Origin of the sequence: Acidiphilium iwatense (assembly GCF_021556475.1) — a bacterium.
In the GTDB taxonomy this organism is placed as follows: Bacteria; Pseudomonadota; Alphaproteobacteria; order Acetobacterales; family Acetobacteraceae; genus Acidiphilium; species Acidiphilium iwatense.
Window position 1 is genome coordinate 106,137 of the sequence record NZ_JAKGBZ010000005.1, and the last position, 16,482, is coordinate 122,618.

At 62.9% G+C, this 16,482-nt stretch carries 15 protein-coding genes; 1 reads left to right on the forward strand and 14 read right to left on the reverse strand.

Features of this window, described 5'->3' with window-relative positions:
* Positions 1-25: 25 nt before the first annotated feature.
* The 7 genes from L2A60_RS04300 to L2A60_RS21015 are packed head-to-tail and all read right to left on the reverse strand — an operon-like array spanning position 26 to position 4,201.
* A complete protein-coding gene (locus L2A60_RS04300) occupies positions 26-769 on the reverse strand; it encodes a M48 family metallopeptidase (RefSeq protein ID WP_235703135.1) in 744 nt (247 codons plus the stop codon).
* Positions 733-1,203, reverse strand: coding sequence for a YcgN family cysteine cluster protein (locus L2A60_RS04305; protein WP_235703136.1), 471 nt, complete (start codon positions 1,201-1,203; stop codon positions 733-735). The genes L2A60_RS04300 and L2A60_RS04305 overlap by 37 nt, the downstream gene beginning before the upstream one ends.
* 38 nt (positions 1,204-1,241) lie before the next feature.
* A complete protein-coding gene (locus tag L2A60_RS04310; protein WP_235703137.1) occupies positions 1,242-1,970 on the reverse strand; it encodes a lipid-binding SYLF domain-containing protein in 729 nt (242 codons plus the stop codon).
* 56 nt (positions 1,971-2,026) lie between these two features.
* A complete protein-coding gene (locus L2A60_RS04315; protein WP_235703138.1) occupies positions 2,027-2,653 on the reverse strand; it encodes a histidine phosphatase family protein in 627 nt (208 codons plus the stop codon).
* A gap of 15 nt (positions 2,654-2,668) precedes the next feature.
* A complete protein-coding gene (locus L2A60_RS04320; protein WP_235703139.1) occupies positions 2,669-3,472 on the reverse strand; it encodes an ABC transporter permease in 804 nt (267 codons plus the stop codon).
* The gene (locus L2A60_RS04325) at positions 3,469-4,002 is read right to left on the reverse strand and encodes an ATP-binding cassette domain-containing protein (RefSeq protein ID WP_456237161.1); all 534 of its coding nucleotides are present in this window, start codon (positions 4,000-4,002) and stop codon (positions 3,469-3,471) included. Before L2A60_RS04325 ends, L2A60_RS04320 begins: the two co-directional genes overlap by 4 nt.
* The gene (locus L2A60_RS21015) at positions 3,887-4,201 is read right to left on the reverse strand and encodes an ATP-binding cassette domain-containing protein (RefSeq protein WP_456237162.1); all 315 of its coding nucleotides are present in this window, start codon (positions 4,199-4,201) and stop codon (positions 3,887-3,889) included. The genes L2A60_RS04325 and L2A60_RS21015 overlap by 116 nt, the downstream gene beginning before the upstream one ends.
* A gap of 91 nt (positions 4,202-4,292) precedes the next feature.
* Between L2A60_RS21015 and L2A60_RS04330 the strand changes: the two genes are divergently transcribed.
* A complete protein-coding gene (locus L2A60_RS04330) occupies positions 4,293-7,739 on the forward strand; it encodes an FAD-dependent oxidoreductase (RefSeq protein WP_235703140.1) in 3,447 nt (1,148 codons plus the stop codon).
* 23 nt (positions 7,740-7,762) lie between these two features.
* On the opposite strand, the gene L2A60_RS04335 is transcribed toward L2A60_RS04330, so the two are convergent.
* From L2A60_RS04335 to L2A60_RS04365, 7 genes are all read right to left on the reverse strand, one after another.
* Positions 7,763-8,881, reverse strand: a complete 1,119-nt coding sequence (locus tag L2A60_RS04335; RefSeq protein WP_235703141.1) for an acyl-CoA dehydrogenase family protein — start codon at positions 8,879-8,881, stop codon at positions 7,763-7,765.
* Positions 8,882-8,892: 11 nt separating this feature from the next.
* Entirely contained in the window at positions 8,893-10,104 is a 1,212-nt protein-coding gene (gene pimC, locus L2A60_RS04340; protein ID WP_235703142.1) for a pimeloyl-CoA dehydrogenase large subunit, read from the reverse strand.
* Positions 10,105-10,114: 10 nt separating this feature from the next.
* Positions 10,115-11,296, reverse strand: a complete 1,182-nt coding sequence (locus tag L2A60_RS04345) for an acetyl-CoA C-acyltransferase (RefSeq protein WP_235703143.1) — start codon at positions 11,294-11,296, stop codon at positions 10,115-10,117.
* A gap of 9 nt (positions 11,297-11,305) precedes the next feature.
* Positions 11,306-12,997, reverse strand: coding sequence for an AMP-binding protein (locus L2A60_RS04350; RefSeq protein WP_235703144.1), 1,692 nt, complete (start codon positions 12,995-12,997; stop codon positions 11,306-11,308).
* A complete protein-coding gene (locus L2A60_RS04355) occupies positions 12,994-15,099 on the reverse strand; it encodes a 3-hydroxyacyl-CoA dehydrogenase NAD-binding domain-containing protein (RefSeq protein WP_235703145.1) in 2,106 nt (701 codons plus the stop codon). The genes L2A60_RS04350 and L2A60_RS04355 overlap by 4 nt, the downstream gene beginning before the upstream one ends.
* Positions 15,100-15,295: 196 nt before the next feature.
* Entirely contained in the window at positions 15,296-16,096 is an 801-nt protein-coding gene (locus tag L2A60_RS04360) for an ABC transporter substrate-binding protein (protein ID WP_235703146.1), read from the reverse strand.
* 2 nt (positions 16,097-16,098) lie between these two features.
* Positions 16,099-16,473, reverse strand: a complete 375-nt coding sequence (locus L2A60_RS04365; protein WP_235703147.1) for a gamma-glutamylcyclotransferase family protein — start codon at positions 16,471-16,473, stop codon at positions 16,099-16,101.
* Positions 16,474-16,482: the final 9 nt, after the last annotated feature.

A 16,482-nucleotide genomic window follows, 5' to 3' on the forward strand; every position in this document is an offset into this window, starting at 1 on the left:
AGGGTGGGACGGATGTGGGCCGGGTTCAGGAAATTCGCAACAAACCGGGGCCGTGGGTACTGAGCCAACTGGTCGCGGCGGCGCGATACGGCGTGAGGCGATTGGTCAAGTCCCAGAAGGCGGACCCGTGGTTCAAATAGCGAAGATGCGCGACCTCATGAGCGATCACATAATCCTGAACGAAATCCGGGGCCATGATCAATCGCCACGAGAACATCAGCGTGCCATCCGGCGCGCAACTTCCCCAGCGGGATGTCGTATCCTTCACCCGGACCCGGCGGGGCCGAACTCCGATCTTCGCGGCCGTCTCGTGGGCACGCTGGGAAAACCGCTCATGGGCGAATTCGCGCAGCGCATCGCGCACGCGGCGGGCCAGGAACTCCTTCTGCCCGGTGACCCGGATGATCGACGCCGCGATAACCGTCCCGCCACGCATGACAGGATCATGGATGATGGTCCGGGGCGTCCCGCAAACCGGGATCATTTCTCCGTCGGCAAGCCGCATCGGCGCGGGCAGTGCGGCGAGCTTGGCCGCCACCCAGTCCTCATACCCCCGCAGAAGTGCCAGTCCGGCACGTCTCGAGCCGCGCGGCGGGAGAGTGATCACGATTTCGCCACCCTGAGGATCGATTTTCAGGGCGACGCGCCGGGCGCGCTGGCTGCGCCGCCATCGCACCGAGGCGGCGCGTCCACCAATGATGACCGATTCTTCGTGGAGGTCGAAATTCGGGCTCATCGAGTTCGCCGCCGGGGCCAGCGCGAGGGCCATTCCACCACATGGTGCTCCAGCGGCCCCGCGTCGCGTTCGCTCACCGCGCGGCCGGCGATCGAGGCCCCGGCCCGGTGCGTGCTCCGGCGATCGCCGGTGACGAGGGGATGCCAGTCGGGCAGGTCGCGCCCCTCCGCGATCAGGCGATAGGCGCAGGAGGGCGGCAGCCAGTCGATTTCGGCGAGGGAACCAGGCGTGAGGGCGACGCAGTCGGGAACCTCACGCCTGCGATTCGGATAGTCGCGGCACCGGCACGATGCCAGGTCGAGCATCCGGCAGGCGACATTGGTGAATTCGAGGCTGCCGGTATCCTCGTCGCGCAATTTGTGCAGGCAGCAGCGCCCGCACCCGTCGCATAAGGACTCCCATTCAGCCTCGTTCATCTCATCGAGACGCTTCTTTTGCCAGAACGGTGCGTCGACAGATTGCGGCATGAACGCAATCTATCGCGCCGGTTCAAGCTCGCAAAGAACTATCCGCCAAATTTGGCCAGCATCGCCCGCAACGGATTCGCACCTGCATTATTGACAGACATGTTTACAACAATTTGCCTGGGGTCGATGAGCTGGCCATAATATTGCTGATCCAGCGCTGCATCGTTCGAGAACACTGATCCGGACAACGAAATGCCGCCATAAAGCCCGCGCGCCTTGGAAAAGGTGACAATATCCGCGCCCAGCGCGGTGCCGGTCGAACCGCCGACGCCCGCACCGATCGTCGCCACCGAAATTCCCGCATCGGCGCCAACCTTGAACTGGCTGTTCAGGAAGGCGTTGAGCGCGGTATCGTTCATCAGCAACATCACGACCTCGGCGTCCTGCACGCCGATCTGCAGTCCGAAGCTGCCGCTGCCCATGCTGTAGAAGGCCGGGTCGGACCACGAACCGCTGGCCGCGCGGGATACCAGGACGCAATCGCCGCCTTCGCCGCCGATGAAGAAGCCGGCCTTAAAGATCCGTGGGCAGACCACGACCGCCTTGGCCCGGCGAAGGAATTGCGTGGCTTGGTTGGCCTGGGCCGAGCCGTTGCCAAGCATGGTCTCGACGGTCAGGGTGGAGCGATCCACCAATTCCTGGGCGCCGTTCGAACTATTGCCATTGTTGGCGCACGCCGCCAACGGAGCCGCAAGCAAAATGGCGGCGATGCCCAGATTCCTGATTTTCAATGCCGAATGATTCCTTCGCCCATTCTTTTCAGCCATCGAGAACCTCCGCTTTGTTGCTTGCACAATTTATTTGGTCCATGAATTCAATTGATTCAAATGGATATTTGTTCATTCAGCGACACGAATCGCCAGGCGTGACGGTGGCGCTCGATCCGGGTGATCGACAGATTATCCACTGCCAGGCTGAGCGCCTGGTGTGCGCTCAAATCGAGCGCATGGGCAATCGCTGCGCGAATCGCTCCGCCATGGGAAATCGCAATGATGTTCCGTCCGGCGTGAACCTTGGCCAGACGTTCCAGGGCATCGCCGACCCGATCGCGCATGGCGGCGAATGTTTCGCCGTCCGGTGGTTCTTCGTCGCCGCCCACCGGCCAGAACGGATGCTGGCTCGGCCGATTGACGAAATCGCGCATCGGCAGTCCCTGCCACGCGCCGAAATCCTGCTCGATCAGTGCCGGTTCGACATCGGTGCTGATCGCGCCGTATCCGGCCTCCATGATGGAATCGGCGGTCAGGCGCGTGCGCGAGAGCGGCGTGACCAGCCAGACGGCATCGCGCGGCAACCGGGCTGCGATCGCAGCATAACGCGGTGCGTCGGCTGCCCTGGTCGCGGCACAAAGCGGCACGTCCAGCGTGCCGTAGAGGATCGAGAGGGATTCAGGAGCAACTAAGGCGTGGCGGATGAGCCAGAACCGCGTCGTCGTATCGGGATCGTACATGGATTACAGAAATCCCTATTCGCCGATGGAAATCAATGCGCCGTTGACCCGCGCGGCGCGGAACTGCGCTGCAAAAACCAGGGTCGCTCCGACCATCCAGATGAGGTTGAGGCAAAAGGCAGCCGCGAGCTGCGGCCAGTTCATGGCGTTATGGTATAAAACCGAGCGCATTCCGCCAAATATATGTGATGCAGGCAATATCTGGGCGACTGGCCGCAGCCAGACCGGAAGCACCGAAACGGGGTAGAACACGCAGGCAATCGGCGTGACGCCGAAAGCCAGCGTCCATGCCAGGGCCTCCGCCGAAGCGCCATAGCGGAACAGCAGGGCGATGACGCCCAGCGACATCCACCATCCCATCAGTAAAAGATTGAGAAAAAATAGCAGTAGAGCGGGGCCGAGCGCGAACAGGTTGAAGGCATAGAGCAGAAAGGCGATCGCGGTCGCCGGCGCAAGGCCGATCACCGTGCGCATGACCGAGACCCCCAACAGGGCAAAGATCAGCTCCCGTGGGCGCAGCGGGCTGACGAACACGTGACCGAGATTGCGCGACCAGATTTCCTCCAGGAACGAAATCGTGACCCCCATCTGCGCGCGCAGTGCAACTTCCCAGAGCAGCACGCCGCCGATCAGCGCGCCTCCCGCCTTCACCGGCATGCTGGTCTGGCCATGGATCACGAATTGCGCGGTAAAGCCCCAGATCAGCAATTCCAGGGTCGGCCAATAGGCGAGTTCCAGCAGCCGTGGCCAGGATCGGCGATACAGGCAGAGATGCCGGTATATCAGCCCCCAGACCCGGCGGAGTCCGGGCGCGCTCACGCCGCTTTCCCGGCACGGGCGATGGCGAGAAACACCTGTTCCAGATCGTCCCGTCCATAGCGGGCGATCAACGCATCCGGCGCGCCGCGATCGACGATTTTTCCCTGCTTCATCATCAGCACGTCCGAACACAGTCGTTCGACCTCGGCCATGTTGTGCGAGGCGAGCAGGATCGCCGCGCCGCTTTCCGCGCGATAGGCTTCGAGCCGGCCGCGCACGTAATCCGCGGTATCGGGATCGAGGCTTGCGGTTGGTTCGTCAAGCAGCAGAAGCTCGGGCCGGTTGATGAGTGCCTTGGCCAGGGCGACACGGGTTTTCTGGCCGGCCGAAAGGGCACCAGCGCGGCGCTTGAGCAGGGTTTCGAGATCGAACTCATGCGCGAGTTCGGCGATCCGGTGCCTGAGCTTCGGCACATTATAGAGATGACCGTAAACGGCGAGGTTTTCCGCAACCGTCAGGCGCATCGGCAGCGCCACATAGGGCGACGAATAGTTCATGCGCGCCAGCGCCGCGAACCGATCGCGCGCCATGTCGTGCCCAAGCGCTTCGATATCTACCGGAATCGGGCACCAAAATGCCGAGAAGCATGGAAATCGTGGTGGTTTTGCCGGCGCCGTTGCCGCCCAGCAGACCCACGGTCGCCCCGCGCGGAACCGTGAAGCCGATTCCGTCCACCGCCGTGACCGTTCCGAACCGCTTGGTTAATCGCTCGACCTTGATGGCACTCATGGCTTGCGCATAGCTTCCTGTGCGCCTTATGCCAATCTGACCCGTGAGGCAGCGCTTGTCCGCGAGGTGCGCGCTGTGGCAAGTCTTTCCGATGACCCAGACGGATAATGCTCGATCGGTGATGGTAGAATCAGGGACTCTGGCCGACCGGACCGCGCTGGTCCAGCTTGATCGTGACTTCGTGAAACGGCTGGAAATCGCCGATCCTTCGCTTCACGCCGCGCTGATGAGCGCGCGGGCCATTCCCGACCACCTCGAACGCAAGGCCGAGGCGGAACTGGTCATTGCGCTCGCGCCGCACCTTGAAGCCATGCTGGGCGAAATGTTCGGCATCGAGGACGAAATCGCGACGATCCGGGCGGTCACGGAGGCACGCGCGCCGGTTCATACGGTCAAGCGCAATTTCGTCCAGCGTCAGGCGGTGAAGTCCTATCCCGATCCCGCCGGGTTCGACGGTCCCGGCTTGCAGGCGGCGCTACAGGCTCACGGAATCACGCCATTTACCGAAACCAATTTCGCCAGGGCCGTGCTCGATTGGGAAGCGGCGGGCGATGCCGACGCGCTCGATCTCGCCAGGCGCTATGCCGCATGGGCGACTCTGACCGGGGATGGGCGTGCCGCCCACGCGGATGACGTGCTGTTCCGCACCCCGCATCGGATCGATCCGGCGCATCTGGTGCCAGTCGAAACAATCGAGCGGGACGGGGTGACCATGCTTCGCCTGCCCGAAGCCGGATGGCGCGCACGCGACGGATTCACCCTCACCGACGCCGGCATGACCACCGCGCAGGCGCTCGATCAGATGAATTACTGCATCTGGTGCCATGCCCAGGGCAAGGATAGCTGCTCGCAGGGGCTGAAGGATCGCAAGACCGGCGCATTCCAGTCCTCGCCGTTCGGCGTTTCGCTCGCCGGCTGCCCGCTGGAAGAGCGGATCAGCGAAATGCACCAGTTGCGTGCCGAAGGCATGCTGCTCGGCGCCTTCGCGACCATCATCATCGACAATCCGATGGTCGCGGCCACCGGTCACCGGATTTGCAACGACTGCATGAAGGCGTGCATCTATCAGAAACAGGAACCGGTCGATATCCCGCAGGCCGAAAGCAACATTCTGCGCGATGTGCTGGCTTTGTCCTGGGGTTTCGAGATCTACGCGCTGCTGACCCGGTGGAATCCGCTCGATATTCGTCGGCCGGTCGAGAAACCCGACACCGGCCGCTCGGCCCTGATCGTCGGACTCGGGCCGGCCGGATTTACCCTCGCGCATCATCTGCTCAACGACGGCCATCGCGTCGTCGCGGTAGATGGTCTGAAGATTGAGCCTCTGCCGTTCGATCCGGCAACGCCGATCCGCGATGCCGCCACGCTGTTCGAAAACCTGGACGACCGGGTGATGGCCGGATTCGGCGGCGTGGCGGAATACGGCATCACCGTGCGCTGGGACAAGAACTACCTGAAACTGATCCGCATCCTGTTGGAACGCCGCCAGCGTTTCGCCGCGTTCGGCGGCGTGCGGTTCGGCGGCGGCGGCACGCTGTCGCTCGACGATGCCTGGGCGATGGGCTTCGACCACATCGCGTTGAGCATGGGCGCCGGTCGACCGACCGTGCTCGACATTCCGAATGGCCTGGCGCGCGGCGTGCGCCAGGCATCCGACTTCCTGATGGCGCTGCAACTGACCGGGGCCGCGAAACCCTCCTCGATCGCCAATCTGCAATTGCGCCTGCCGGTCGTCGTGGTGGGCGGCGGCCTCACGGCAATCGATACAGCGACCGAAAGCCTCGCCTATTACGTCCGTCAGGTCGAGAAATTCGCGCTGCGGTACCGAATCCTCGCCGCCGAACGCGGTGCGGAACGCGTGCGCGCCGGCTGGTCCGCCGAGGATACCGAAATCGCCGAGGAATTCCTCGCACACGCCGACGCGCTGGCCGAAGAGCGTGCTGCGGCGGAACGCGAGGGCCGCGCGCCGCGTTTCGCGCCGATGCTCGACGGTTGGGGCGGTGCGACCATCGCCTATCGCCGCCGGTTGACCGATGCGCCGAGCTACACGCTCAACCACGAGGAAGTCGCGAAGGCGATGGAAGAGGGTGTGCGGTTCGCCGAAGGGCTGGCGCCGGTTGCCGTCGAGACCGACGATTTCGGCCACGCCACGGGATTGCGGCTGCGCGGGGCGGCGGGCGAAACCGTGCTGCCGGCACGCGCCATCCTGGTCGCGGCCGGCACCCAGCCCAACACGGTGCTCGCGCGCGAGGACGGCCGGATCAAGCTGGAAGGGCGTTATTTCCAGGCGATCGATGCGGCGGGCAATCCGGTGATTCCCGAACGCGCCGCGGCCAAGCCACATGAGACGCATGTGCTGATCCATCGCGCGCCGGATGGCCGGATGATCAGTTTTTTCGGCGATCTTCACCCGTCGTTTTTCGGCAATGTCGTGCGGGCGATGGGCAGTGCCAAGCGCGGCTACCCGATCGTCTCGGCGCTGATGAACGCACGGGCTCCCGCTACCGACGAGGATATTCTTGCCGTCGCGCGCGATGGGTTGCGGGCCACGGTCCATGCGGTGAACCGCCTGACCCCGATGATCGTCGAAGTCGTCGTGCGCGCGCCGGCGGCTTCTCGCGCGTTCCGGCCCGGCCAGTTCTTCCGGTTGCAGAATTTCGAAACCCTTGCTCCCACGCTGGACGAACCGGGTCTCCGTACCGTTCTGGCGATGGAAGGCTTGGCGATGACCGGCGCCGGCGCCGATCCCGCCGCCGGACTCGTCTCGATCATCGCGTTGGAAATGGGCGGATCGTCCGATCTCTGTGCGCAGCTCAGTCCGGGCGAACCCGTCGTGCTGATGGGACCGACCGGAACGCCCACCGAGATCCTGCCGGATTCCACTGTCGCCCTGGTGGGCGGCGGGCTCGGCAATGCGGTGCTGTTTTCGATCGGCGCTGCCTTGCGCGCAGCCGGATCGCGCGTGCTGTATTTCGCCGGCTACAAGAAACTTGCCGATCGCTATCGGGTCGAGGAGATCGAGCGTGCGGCCGATACGATCGTCTGGTGCTGCGACGAGGCACCGGGATTTATTCCAAACCGGAAGCAGGATCGCGCTTTCGTCGGCAACATCGTTCAGGCGATGGTCGCATACGGAAGCGACGCCCTCGGCGAGCAGGGTGTTCCACTCGCCGACTGCCACCATGTCATCGCGATCGGCTCGGACCGGATGATGCAAGCCGTCGGTGCGGCCCGGCACGGGATTCTGGCACCCTACCTCGCGCCGCATCATTCGGCGATCGGTTCGATCAACTCGCCGATGCAGTGCATGATGAAGGAAGTCTGCGCCCAGTGCCTGCAACTCCAGGCCGATCCGGTCACCGGCGCGCGCCGCGTCGTATTTTCCTGCTTCAATCAGGATCAGGCGCTGGATTCGGTCGATTTCGGCGTTCTCGCCGACCGGCTCGGGCAAAATCGGCTTGCGGAAAAACTCACCGCCCAGTGGATCGACCGCGCATTGCGCCGCCTTCAGGCGAGACCGGCCATCGCCGCCGAGTAGGCGCAAGATGGCCGAGGTGCCTGTTAAGCCGCAAGCCGCCGCAAATGATGATCCGCGTCGCCGAATTGCAGGTCGATCATGGTCAACCGCTTGAACAAATGCCCCGCCTTGTATTCCATGGTCATGCCGATGCCGCCATGGAGCTGGATCGCCTGCTGGCCGACGAAACGCGCGGCTTTGCCGATGGCGGATTTCGCCATCGCCATGGCTTCGCCACGTTCTTTCGCATCATCGCTCGCCGCCGACAACGCCGCGAAAATCGCCATGCTGCGCGCCTGTTCGGCGGCGACATACATATCCACCGCACGGTGCTGCAACGCCTGAAACACCGAAATCGCCACGCCGAACTGCTTGCGGGTTTTCATGTAATCGACGGTCATCGCGATCAGCGCTTCCATCACTCCCACCGCCTCGGCACAAACGGCGGCGATCGCCTCATCCGCCGCGCGTTCCAGTACCGGGAGATTGCCCACCCGCCTTGAGGCCGGTACCCGCACATTGGCAAGCGACACTTCCGCGCCGTGCAGCCCATCCTGCATCGCATAGCCGCGCCGCGACACCCCTTCCGCCTTGGCGTCGACCAGAAACAGCGCGATACCGTCACGGTCCCGCCGTGCGCCCGACATCCGCGCACTGACGATCAGATAATCCGCCGAATTCCCGCCGATCACCACGGTCTTATCGCCTTCGATCACGTAACCGTCGCCGTCGCGCCGCGCGGTGGTGGTGACATCGTTCAGATCATAGCGTGATTGCCGCTCGGTATGTGCAACCGCGATTATCGCCTCGCCGGCGGCGATTTTCGGAATGATCTCATCCTTGACCGCATCGGAAGCGCCATGGCGCAGAATTGCCCCGGCAAACACCACGCTCGGCAGATAGGGCTCCAGCGCAAGGTTTTTGCCGATTTCCTCCATGACAATCATGGTCTCGACCGGCCCGCCGCCAAACCCGCCGTGTTTTTCGTCGAACGGCAGCGCCAGCAATCCCACCTCGGCATATTCCGTCCAGATCGCGCGGTCGAATCCATCGGGCTGCTTCGCGTAGCCGTTGCGCTTCTCGAAATCGCCGTAGCGATTGGCGAAAAGTTTTGCAACGCTGTCGCGCAGCAGGCGCTGTTCGTCGGTGAAATCGAAATCCATTTTCTAGCTCCTCAAAATCCAAGTATCGCTTTTGCAATGATATTCCGCTGAATCTCGTTCGATCCGCCATAGATCGAAATTTTCCGCCAGTTGAAATAGGTCGGCGCCGCGTAGGCCGCGTCGTCTGGCCCGATCGGGGTGGCATTGCCGTCATCCTCCGCATCGGTCGAACGCTGATACGGCATCGCCAGCGGTCCCACCACATCCATCAGCAGTTCTGTCGTTGCCTGCTGAATTTCCGACCCCTTGATTTTCAGGATCGACGATTTGGGATCGGGCGCGCCATGCTTGCCGCTCTTGCGCGCCTCGGCCAGGACGCGCAACTGGGTGATTTCCAGCGCCTTCAGATCGATCTCGATTCCAGCCAGCTTTTCGCGAAACCACGGCGCGTCGAGCAGGCGCGCATCGCCCGCGCGCTCCTTTGCTGCCAGCTCCCGCACACGCCGCAGGCGCTGCTTGGAAACGCCCACCCGCGCGATGCTGGTCCGTTCGTTGCCGAGCAGGAACTTGGCATAATCCCACCCCTTGTTTTCCTCGCCGACCAGATTCTCTGCCGGCACCTTCACCTCGTCGAACCAGACTTCGTTGACCTCATGCCCGCCATCGATCAACTGGATCGGCCGCACGGTAATCCCCGGCGTTTTCATATCGACAAGAATGAAGGAAATTCCTTCCTGCTTCTTCGCCGCCTGCGGATTGGTGCGTGCGAGCACGAAAATCCAATCGGCATATTGCGCGAGCGTGGTCCAGGTTTTCTGGCCGTTGATGACGTAGAAATCGCCCTCGCGCCGGGCCGTGGTTTTCAGTCCCGCCAGATCGGAACCAGCACCCGGCTCGGAAAATCCCTGGCACCACCAGATATCCAGATTGGCGGTTCCCGGCAAAAACGTCTTTTTCTGTTCATCGCTGCCGAAGGTGGCGATCACCGGCCCGACCATGGAGACGTTGAACGGCAAAGGCTGGGGCGCCGGTGCCGATTGCAACTCGTCGATCAGGATATATTCATGCACCGGGCTCCAATTCTGCCCGCCCCAGGCACGCGGCCAATGCGGCACCGCCCAGCCTTTCGCGTTCAGCTTGCGTTGCCAGTCGACGATATCCTGCTTGCCAATCTCGCGGCCTTCGATCATCCGCTGCTGCACGTCGCGCGGCAGATTATCGCGAATGAACGCGCGAACCTCGTCGCGAAAGGCGAGTTCTTCAGATGAAAAACTGAGTTCCATGATCTGATCCTCAAACGATCTCGAACAACCCGGCAGCGCCCTGACCACCGCCGATGCACATTGTGACCACCACGTATTTCGCGCCCCGGCGCTTGCCTTCGATCAATGCATGGCCGGTCATCCGCGCTCCGCTCATGCCATAGGGATGACCGATCGAAATTGATCCGCCGTCGACATTCAACTTTTCGTGCGGAATCCCCAAGCGGTCCCGGCAATAAACCACCTGGCTGGCGAAAGCCTCGTTCAGCTCCCACAGATCGATATCTTCGATCTTCAAGCCTTGGCGTTTGAGCAAACGCGGGATTGCAAACACCGGCCCGATACCCATTTCATCGGGCTCGCAGCCGGCAACCGCAAAACCGCGAAACACGCCCAGCAGCGGCAGCCCACGTTTCCCCGCTTCCTTGTCCGACATGACGACGCAGGCCGAGGCGCCATCGGACAATTGGCTCGCGTTGCCGGCTGTGATGAACTTGTCCTCGCCACGGACCGGCTTGAGTTTGGCGAGCCCTTCGAGAGTCGTGTCGGGCCGGTTGCCCTCATCCTGACGAAGCGTTACTTCCTCGTGGGTGATCGCCTTGGTCTCCTTGTTCTCCACAGCTTTCGTCGTGGTCACCGGCACGATCTCGGCGTCGAACCGTCCCGCCTGCTGGCCGGCGGCGGTGCGGCGCTGGCTTTCCAGCGCATATTCGTCCTGCATCGCGCGGGTCACGTCGTAGCGTGCGGCGACGATGTCGGCGGTTTCGATCATCGGCATGTAGATGTCGGGCTTGTGCTCGCGCAGCCAGGGATCGATGCTGCGCTCGCCGCCGATCGGGTTCGATGTCTGGCTGATACATTCAAGACCGCCAGCAAGGACCACCGGCACGCCTTCGACGACGATTTCATGCGCCGCGATCGCGATCGCCTGCAGACCCGACGAGCAGAACCGATTGACCGTCATTGCCGCCGCATCGACCGAAATTCCCGCGCGCACGGCGGCAAGGCGTGCGATATTGCCGCCGGTGGTGCCTTCGGGTGTCGCACAGCCCATGACCACGTCCTCGATTTCGCGCGGGTCGAGCTGCGCGCGCTCCATCGCGTGGCGCATCGCGTGGGCACCGAGGGTCGGGCCCGGCGTGATGTTGAACGCGCCGCGAAACGCCTTGCCGATCGGCGTGCGGGCGGTTGAGACGATGACGGCTTCGACCATGGGATTTTCCTAACTGACGGCGCGTTTATAGGTGCTCTTCGCGGCCTCCTCGGCGGCAAGCTCCTTGCGTGAGAATTTGCCCACCGAGGTTTTCGGGAGCGCGTCGCGGAATTCCAGCGCGGCCGGCATTTCGTGCTTGCCAAGCTTGTCGGCGAGAAAATCGCGGAGCGATTCAAAAGTGAATTCAGGGGCATCAGGCTTCAAGCTCACGAAAGCTTTGGCCGACTGCCCGCGATAATCATCGGGGATGCCGACCACGATGACCTCCGCGACATCCGGGTGTTCATAGATCGCGGATTCGATGACGGTCGGATAGACGTTGAACCCGCCGGACAGGATCATGTCTTTCTTGCGATCGACCAGGAACACCATGCCATCGTCGTCGATCCAGCCGATATCGCCGGTCAGGAAATGCCCGTCGGCGAAACTGCGCGCGGTTTCCTCGGGATTGTTCCAGTAGCCCTTGAACACGTTGGGCGCTTTGATGCGGATTTCGCCGGTTTCGCCATAGGGCAGAATGCGGGAGGGATCGTCGAGCGAAACCACATCCAGCTCGATCCCCGGCAGCGGCATTCCCGCCGAGCCGAGCTTGAAAATACCGTCGAGCAGATTGCCGGTTCCGGCCGAGGCGGTCTCGGTCATGCCCCAGCCGCCGCCGAGCCGCATTCCCGTCAAACGCTCAAAACGCTGGCCGATTTCCACCGGCAGGGGGGCGCCGCCGGAACCCACCAGTTTCAACGACGAGAGGTCGCGTCTATCGAGATCGGCGATATTGGCGAGCGCGATCCACATCGTCGGCACGCCGGGGAAATAGCTCGCCTTGTTGACTTCGATGTCGCGCAAAGTGGTCTCGGGGTCGAATTTCAGCCGAAGCAGCAATTCGCTGCCGCGCGAAAGCTGCAACAACAACAGCACGACCAGCGCATAGATGTGAAACAGCGGCAGCATGCAGATCGCGCGCAGTCTTTCGCCCGGCACGAAGCGTCCCTGGCCGTCGATGAACGCCTGATAGATCGCGACCGAGGCACGCAAGGTCGCGTGCGTATGCATCGCCCCTTTCGGAAGTCCCGTGGTGCCGCCGGTATATTGCAGAAGCGCCAGATCATCGGAATCGATGTCTGGAAGTAATGTATCCGAAATGCGCCCGGCTTCCCGCAGCGCCTGTATCGTGATGATGCGTGAATCATTCGTAGGAATCGGCGGATGCGGCATGCCCGGAATCGGCCCGAATTGTGCATCGTCGCCGACGATGATCCGGTCGATATGGCCGGTGTCGAGCAGTTTCCGCGCCATGCCGAGCATCGGTCCGATATTGGTACAAACCAGGGTGCGGGCGCCGGAATCATGCAGCTTATGGACAAGTTCGCGTTCGGCATCGAGTGGCGAGAGATGCACCACGACCAGCCCCGCCGTGAGTGCGCCAAAAAAACTGAACGGATGCCCCGGCGAGTTCGGCAGATAGAGCGCGATACGGTCACCGCGCCGCAACCCGAGCGTGATCAACCCTTTGGCAACTTCATCGATCGCAACGCCAAGGAGCGAAAAGCTGATCTTGTGGCCGCGATAGTCCAGCGCCGGCTCCGGGCCGTAGGTTTCAATGGTCCGCGCGATCATCGCCGGAATGGTCTCGCGCGGAATCGTAACGTCCCAGGCAAGATCCGGAGGATAGTTCCGCTCCCAGGGGAACGGACGCCGGCTCATTCGGCCGCTACCTTCGCCGCCTTGCCGAAATCGGCAAATCCCTTGCTTTCGCCGGCAAGCTGCCGCAGCAATGCGGACGGTGCGAGTCCGGCATCGCCGGTGGCCTTGGCATAATGGTCAAGCCGTTCGGCGATCTTGCTCAATCCCACAAGATCGGCGTGGAAACATGGCCCGCCGCGCCACACCGGCCAGCCATAGCCATAGACCCAGACGACATCGATATCGGAGGGACGGATCGCGATGCCTTCCTCCAGGATGCGCGCGGCTTCGTTGATCATCGGATAGGTCATGCGTTCGAGAATTTCATCGTCGTCGATCTGACGCCGCATTATCCCAAGCCGAGCGGCGGTCTCGACGATGAGGGTTTCGACCTCGGGGTCCGGCGCCGGCGTGCGGCTACCGTTTTCATAAATATAGTAGCCGCGCCCGGTCTTCTGGCCGAAGCGGCCCTGTTCGCACAACGCATCCGAGATCGGCGCGGTGACGCCGCGATGCTTGCGGATGCGCCAGCCGACATCGAGTCCGGCCAGGTCGCCCATCGCGAACGGTCCCATCGGGAAGCCGAACCTGGTCACCACGGCATCGATTTGCTGCGGCAACGCGCCCTCCAGCATCAGCCGCTCGCATTCGGTGGTGCGGCGCGCCAGCATCCGGTTGCCGACGAAGCCGTCGCAATTGCCGACCACCACGGGCACCTTGCCCATGGTCTTGCCGATGCCGATGGCCGTCGCGATCGCCTGATGCGAGGTGGCCTTGCCGCGCACGATTTCCAGCAATTTCATCACATTGGCGGGCGAAAAGAAATGCATCCCCAGCACGTCGGCGGGCCGCTTTGTCGATTGCGCGATCGCATCGACATCGAGGGTAGAGGTGTTGGTGGCAAGCAGTGCACCTTGCCGGGCATGGGCATCGAGTTTCGCGAAAATCCGTTTTTTCAGGTCCATATCCTCGAATACCGCCTCGATGACGATATCCGCCTCGGCGATGCGTGCCCAATCGGTCGTGCCGGAAAACAGCGCCATGCGCGTTTCGGTGGCGCCTTCCGGCAGTGCGCCGCGCTTGACCGACACGTCATAGGTCTGGCGCACCCGGTCGAGCCCGCGGGTGAGAGCCTGCTCGTCGGTTTCGATGATGGTGACGGGAATGCCGGCATTGGCGAAATTCATCGCGATGCCGCCGCCCATGGTGCCGCCGCCGATCACCACGGCGCGGGAGATTTTCGCGGCTTTCACTTCGGGGAGCATTCCGGGGATTTTCTGCGCCTCGCGTTCGGCGAAGAAAACGTGGCGCTGCGCGCGCGACTGGTCACCCATCACCAGTTTCATGAACATGCCGCGTTCGGCGGCCAGCCCGTCCTCGAACGGAAGGGTGAAAGCGTTGCGCACCGATTGCACGCAGGCGGCGGGCGCCTCGACGCCCGCAAGACGTTTGGTGGCCTCGCTCGCGGCCTTGTCGAAGCTGGACGGATCGGCCTTCGCGGCGGTGATTTTTTCGCTCCGGTCGCGGACTCGGACCAGTTTGCGGCCATCCGCCAGCATGGTTTTTGCGAAGTCGATGGCGCCAGGAATCGGGTCGGCGACGATCGCGTCGATCAGCCCGTCGGCATGGGCGGCTTTGGCGCCGATCATTTTGCCTGAAACGATGGCGGCGACGGCTTTTTCCGGGCCGATCAGGCGCGGCAGGCGCTGGGTGCCCCCGGCGCCGGGGAGCAGGCCGAGCTTGACTTCGGGCAGACCCATTTTCGCATCCGCCGTCGCGACCCGGAAATGACAGCCGAGCGAGAGTTCCAGCCCGCCGCCGAGCGTCGTGCCGAACAGGGCGGCGACGATGGGTTTGGTGGAATTGTCGAACCGCTCGATCACCTCGTGAAGGCCGGGATCGCGCGGCGGTTTGCCGAATTCGGTGATGTCCGCGCCGGCCGAGAAGGTGCGGCCCTTGCAGCCGAGAACGATGGCTTTGACCGCGCTGTCGGCTTCGGCGCGATCGAGGGCGGCGATCAGGCCATGGCGGACCGCATGGCCGAGTGCGTTGACCGGGGGATTGTCGATCGCGATTACCGCGATACCATCGATTACATCATAATGAACCGCCGGATTGCTCATGTTTCCTCCTCGCGCGCCGGGCCAGGAGCCGGCACCATTCGTTAATCCTTTATCGCTTGCGACCGATTGGGGCGCAAGCCCCCACGGCAGGCAGCATAAACTAAATATACGTTAATAATTTTAACGTTTGTTTCACGTGAAACAAAAAATCTGTTTCGAGACTATCCATGTTGATATTATATCGAAATTGATATTATTATGATTGCGGCCCCGATCCCATGATGGTTTTGACAAACCACGCAGCGATTGCGGGTCGGCGGGTGGGGGTTGATGTTATGAGAGGCTTGGAGGGCGCGGCGGAATTGACATAGGCAATCAATTTTTCGGCGGCCGCGCGGTGCTGGCCGGTCAGGGTTTTGGCCATGACGATCGTGGTCTGGATAGCGTAGGCCGGTCGCGGAACAATCACGCGGAGAGATTTGTCGATTGTCCCGGCATAGATGGCTGCCGCGTCGGGTCGAACGATGGCGAGCTGGATCGCACCGCTGCGCAGGGCGGCGAGGGTCGCGCGATCGGTGGCGTAGATGTGCAGGCCGTTCCGTTGCAGGGTTGCGATGAATCCCTTGCCTGCGGGCCAGCCGCCTGCACTGTCCAGCATGGCGGCGAGCACCGGATAATCGCTGACCGAGACAGAAGGGTCCGCCATGCCGATCGTGCCGCGATAGGCAGGTGCCGAGAGATCGGCCCAGCGCGCGGGCGGCGGGAAGGTTGTCGTGCCCGGCACGACGAAGACGGCGGCGGGTTGACCGGCGAACTGAGGCGAGATCGGTCTGCCGGCGGTATTGACCCAGGCGAGGGACCAGCGCGGGTGACCCCGCTCGGCCGTGACGAGACGGACCGGAATCCCGGTCTTGCGGGTGAAGGATTTTACGATGGCGGGTGCGCCGCGAAGCGGGGAATAAAAAACGAGGCCGGACTTGGTGGTGCCTGGCAGGAGCAAAAATATCGCGAACGCCACGACGACCAGCCCGACAGCCAGGGCGATAAGCTTGCGCATGGTCAGAAAGCCTTTGAACGCAGGGTCATCGATTTATCGTCGGTACTGGGTCGCCACGGAACCCGGCTCGCGGCGTCGCCGATGAAGCAATGGGTCATGCAACGGCGACTGCCGATCGCAACCCGGATCAGGATAAGCCGGTAGCGCACGCTTTCATAGGCTTTGAGATGGGCGAGCATCGCGGCATCCACCTCGATCACGACGCCGTCGATCACCGCGCCGCGCGCCCGGCGCAGCGTGGGGTAGGACGCAAGGCGCAGTCGGACCCGCGCACGGCCTTCGAGCCGCGCGGCTTGCGGCACGATTTTCAGGGGTTTGCCCGCGCAAGGACCGAGTGCGGCCGGATCGGTCAATGTGCCATAGAAAAACAGGCGCATCGGGCGGAT

What these genes read in the sequence shown, in the direction of transcription:
- pimC (WP_235703142.1), bottom strand. Translation starts at nt 10,104, where the DNA reads ATGGAACTCAGTTTTTCATCTGAAGAACTCGCCTTTCGCGACGAGGTT.
- L2A60_RS21015 (WP_456237162.1), bottom strand. Translation starts at nt 4,201, where the DNA reads ATGAGTGCCATCAAGGTCGAGCGATTAACCAAGCGGTTCGGAACGGTC.
- L2A60_RS04305 (WP_235703136.1), bottom strand. Translation starts at nt 1,203, where the DNA reads ATGCCGCAATCTGTCGACGCACCGTTCTGGCAAAAGAAGCGTCTCGAT.
- L2A60_RS04330 (WP_235703140.1), top strand. Translation starts at nt 4,293, where the DNA reads ATGACCCAGACGGATAATGCTCGATCGGTGATGGTAGAATCAGGGACT.
- L2A60_RS04345 (WP_235703143.1), bottom strand. Translation starts at nt 11,296, where the DNA reads ATGGTCGAAGCCGTCATCGTCTCAACCGCCCGCACGCCGATCGGCAAG.
- L2A60_RS04315 (WP_235703138.1), bottom strand. Translation starts at nt 2,653, where the DNA reads ATGTACGATCCCGATACGACGACGCGGTTCTGGCTCATCCGCCACGCC.
- L2A60_RS04360 (WP_235703146.1), bottom strand. Translation starts at nt 16,096, where the DNA reads ATGCGCAAGCTTATCGCCCTGGCTGTCGGGCTGGTCGTCGTGGCGTTC.
- L2A60_RS04365 (WP_235703147.1), bottom strand. Translation starts at nt 16,473, where the DNA reads ATGCGCCTGTTTTTCTATGGCACATTGACCGATCCGGCCGCACTCGGT.
- L2A60_RS04335 (WP_235703141.1), bottom strand. Translation starts at nt 8,881, where the DNA reads ATGGATTTCGATTTCACCGACGAACAGCGCCTGCTGCGCGACAGCGTT.
- L2A60_RS04325 (WP_456237161.1), bottom strand. Translation starts at nt 4,002, where the DNA reads ATGGCGCGCGATCGGTTCGCGGCGCTGGCGCGCATGAACTATTCGTCG.
- L2A60_RS04300 (WP_235703135.1), bottom strand. Translation starts at nt 769, where the DNA reads ATGGCCCTCGCGCTGGCCCCGGCGGCGAACTCGATGAGCCCGAATTTC.
- L2A60_RS04310 (WP_235703137.1), bottom strand. Translation starts at nt 1,970, where the DNA reads ATGGCTGAAAAGAATGGGCGAAGGAATCATTCGGCATTGAAAATCAGG.
- L2A60_RS04350 (WP_235703144.1), bottom strand. Translation starts at nt 12,997, where the DNA reads ATGAGCCGGCGTCCGTTCCCCTGGGAGCGGAACTATCCTCCGGATCTT.
- L2A60_RS04355 (WP_235703145.1), bottom strand. Translation starts at nt 15,099, where the DNA reads ATGAGCAATCCGGCGGTTCATTATGATGTAATCGATGGTATCGCGGTA.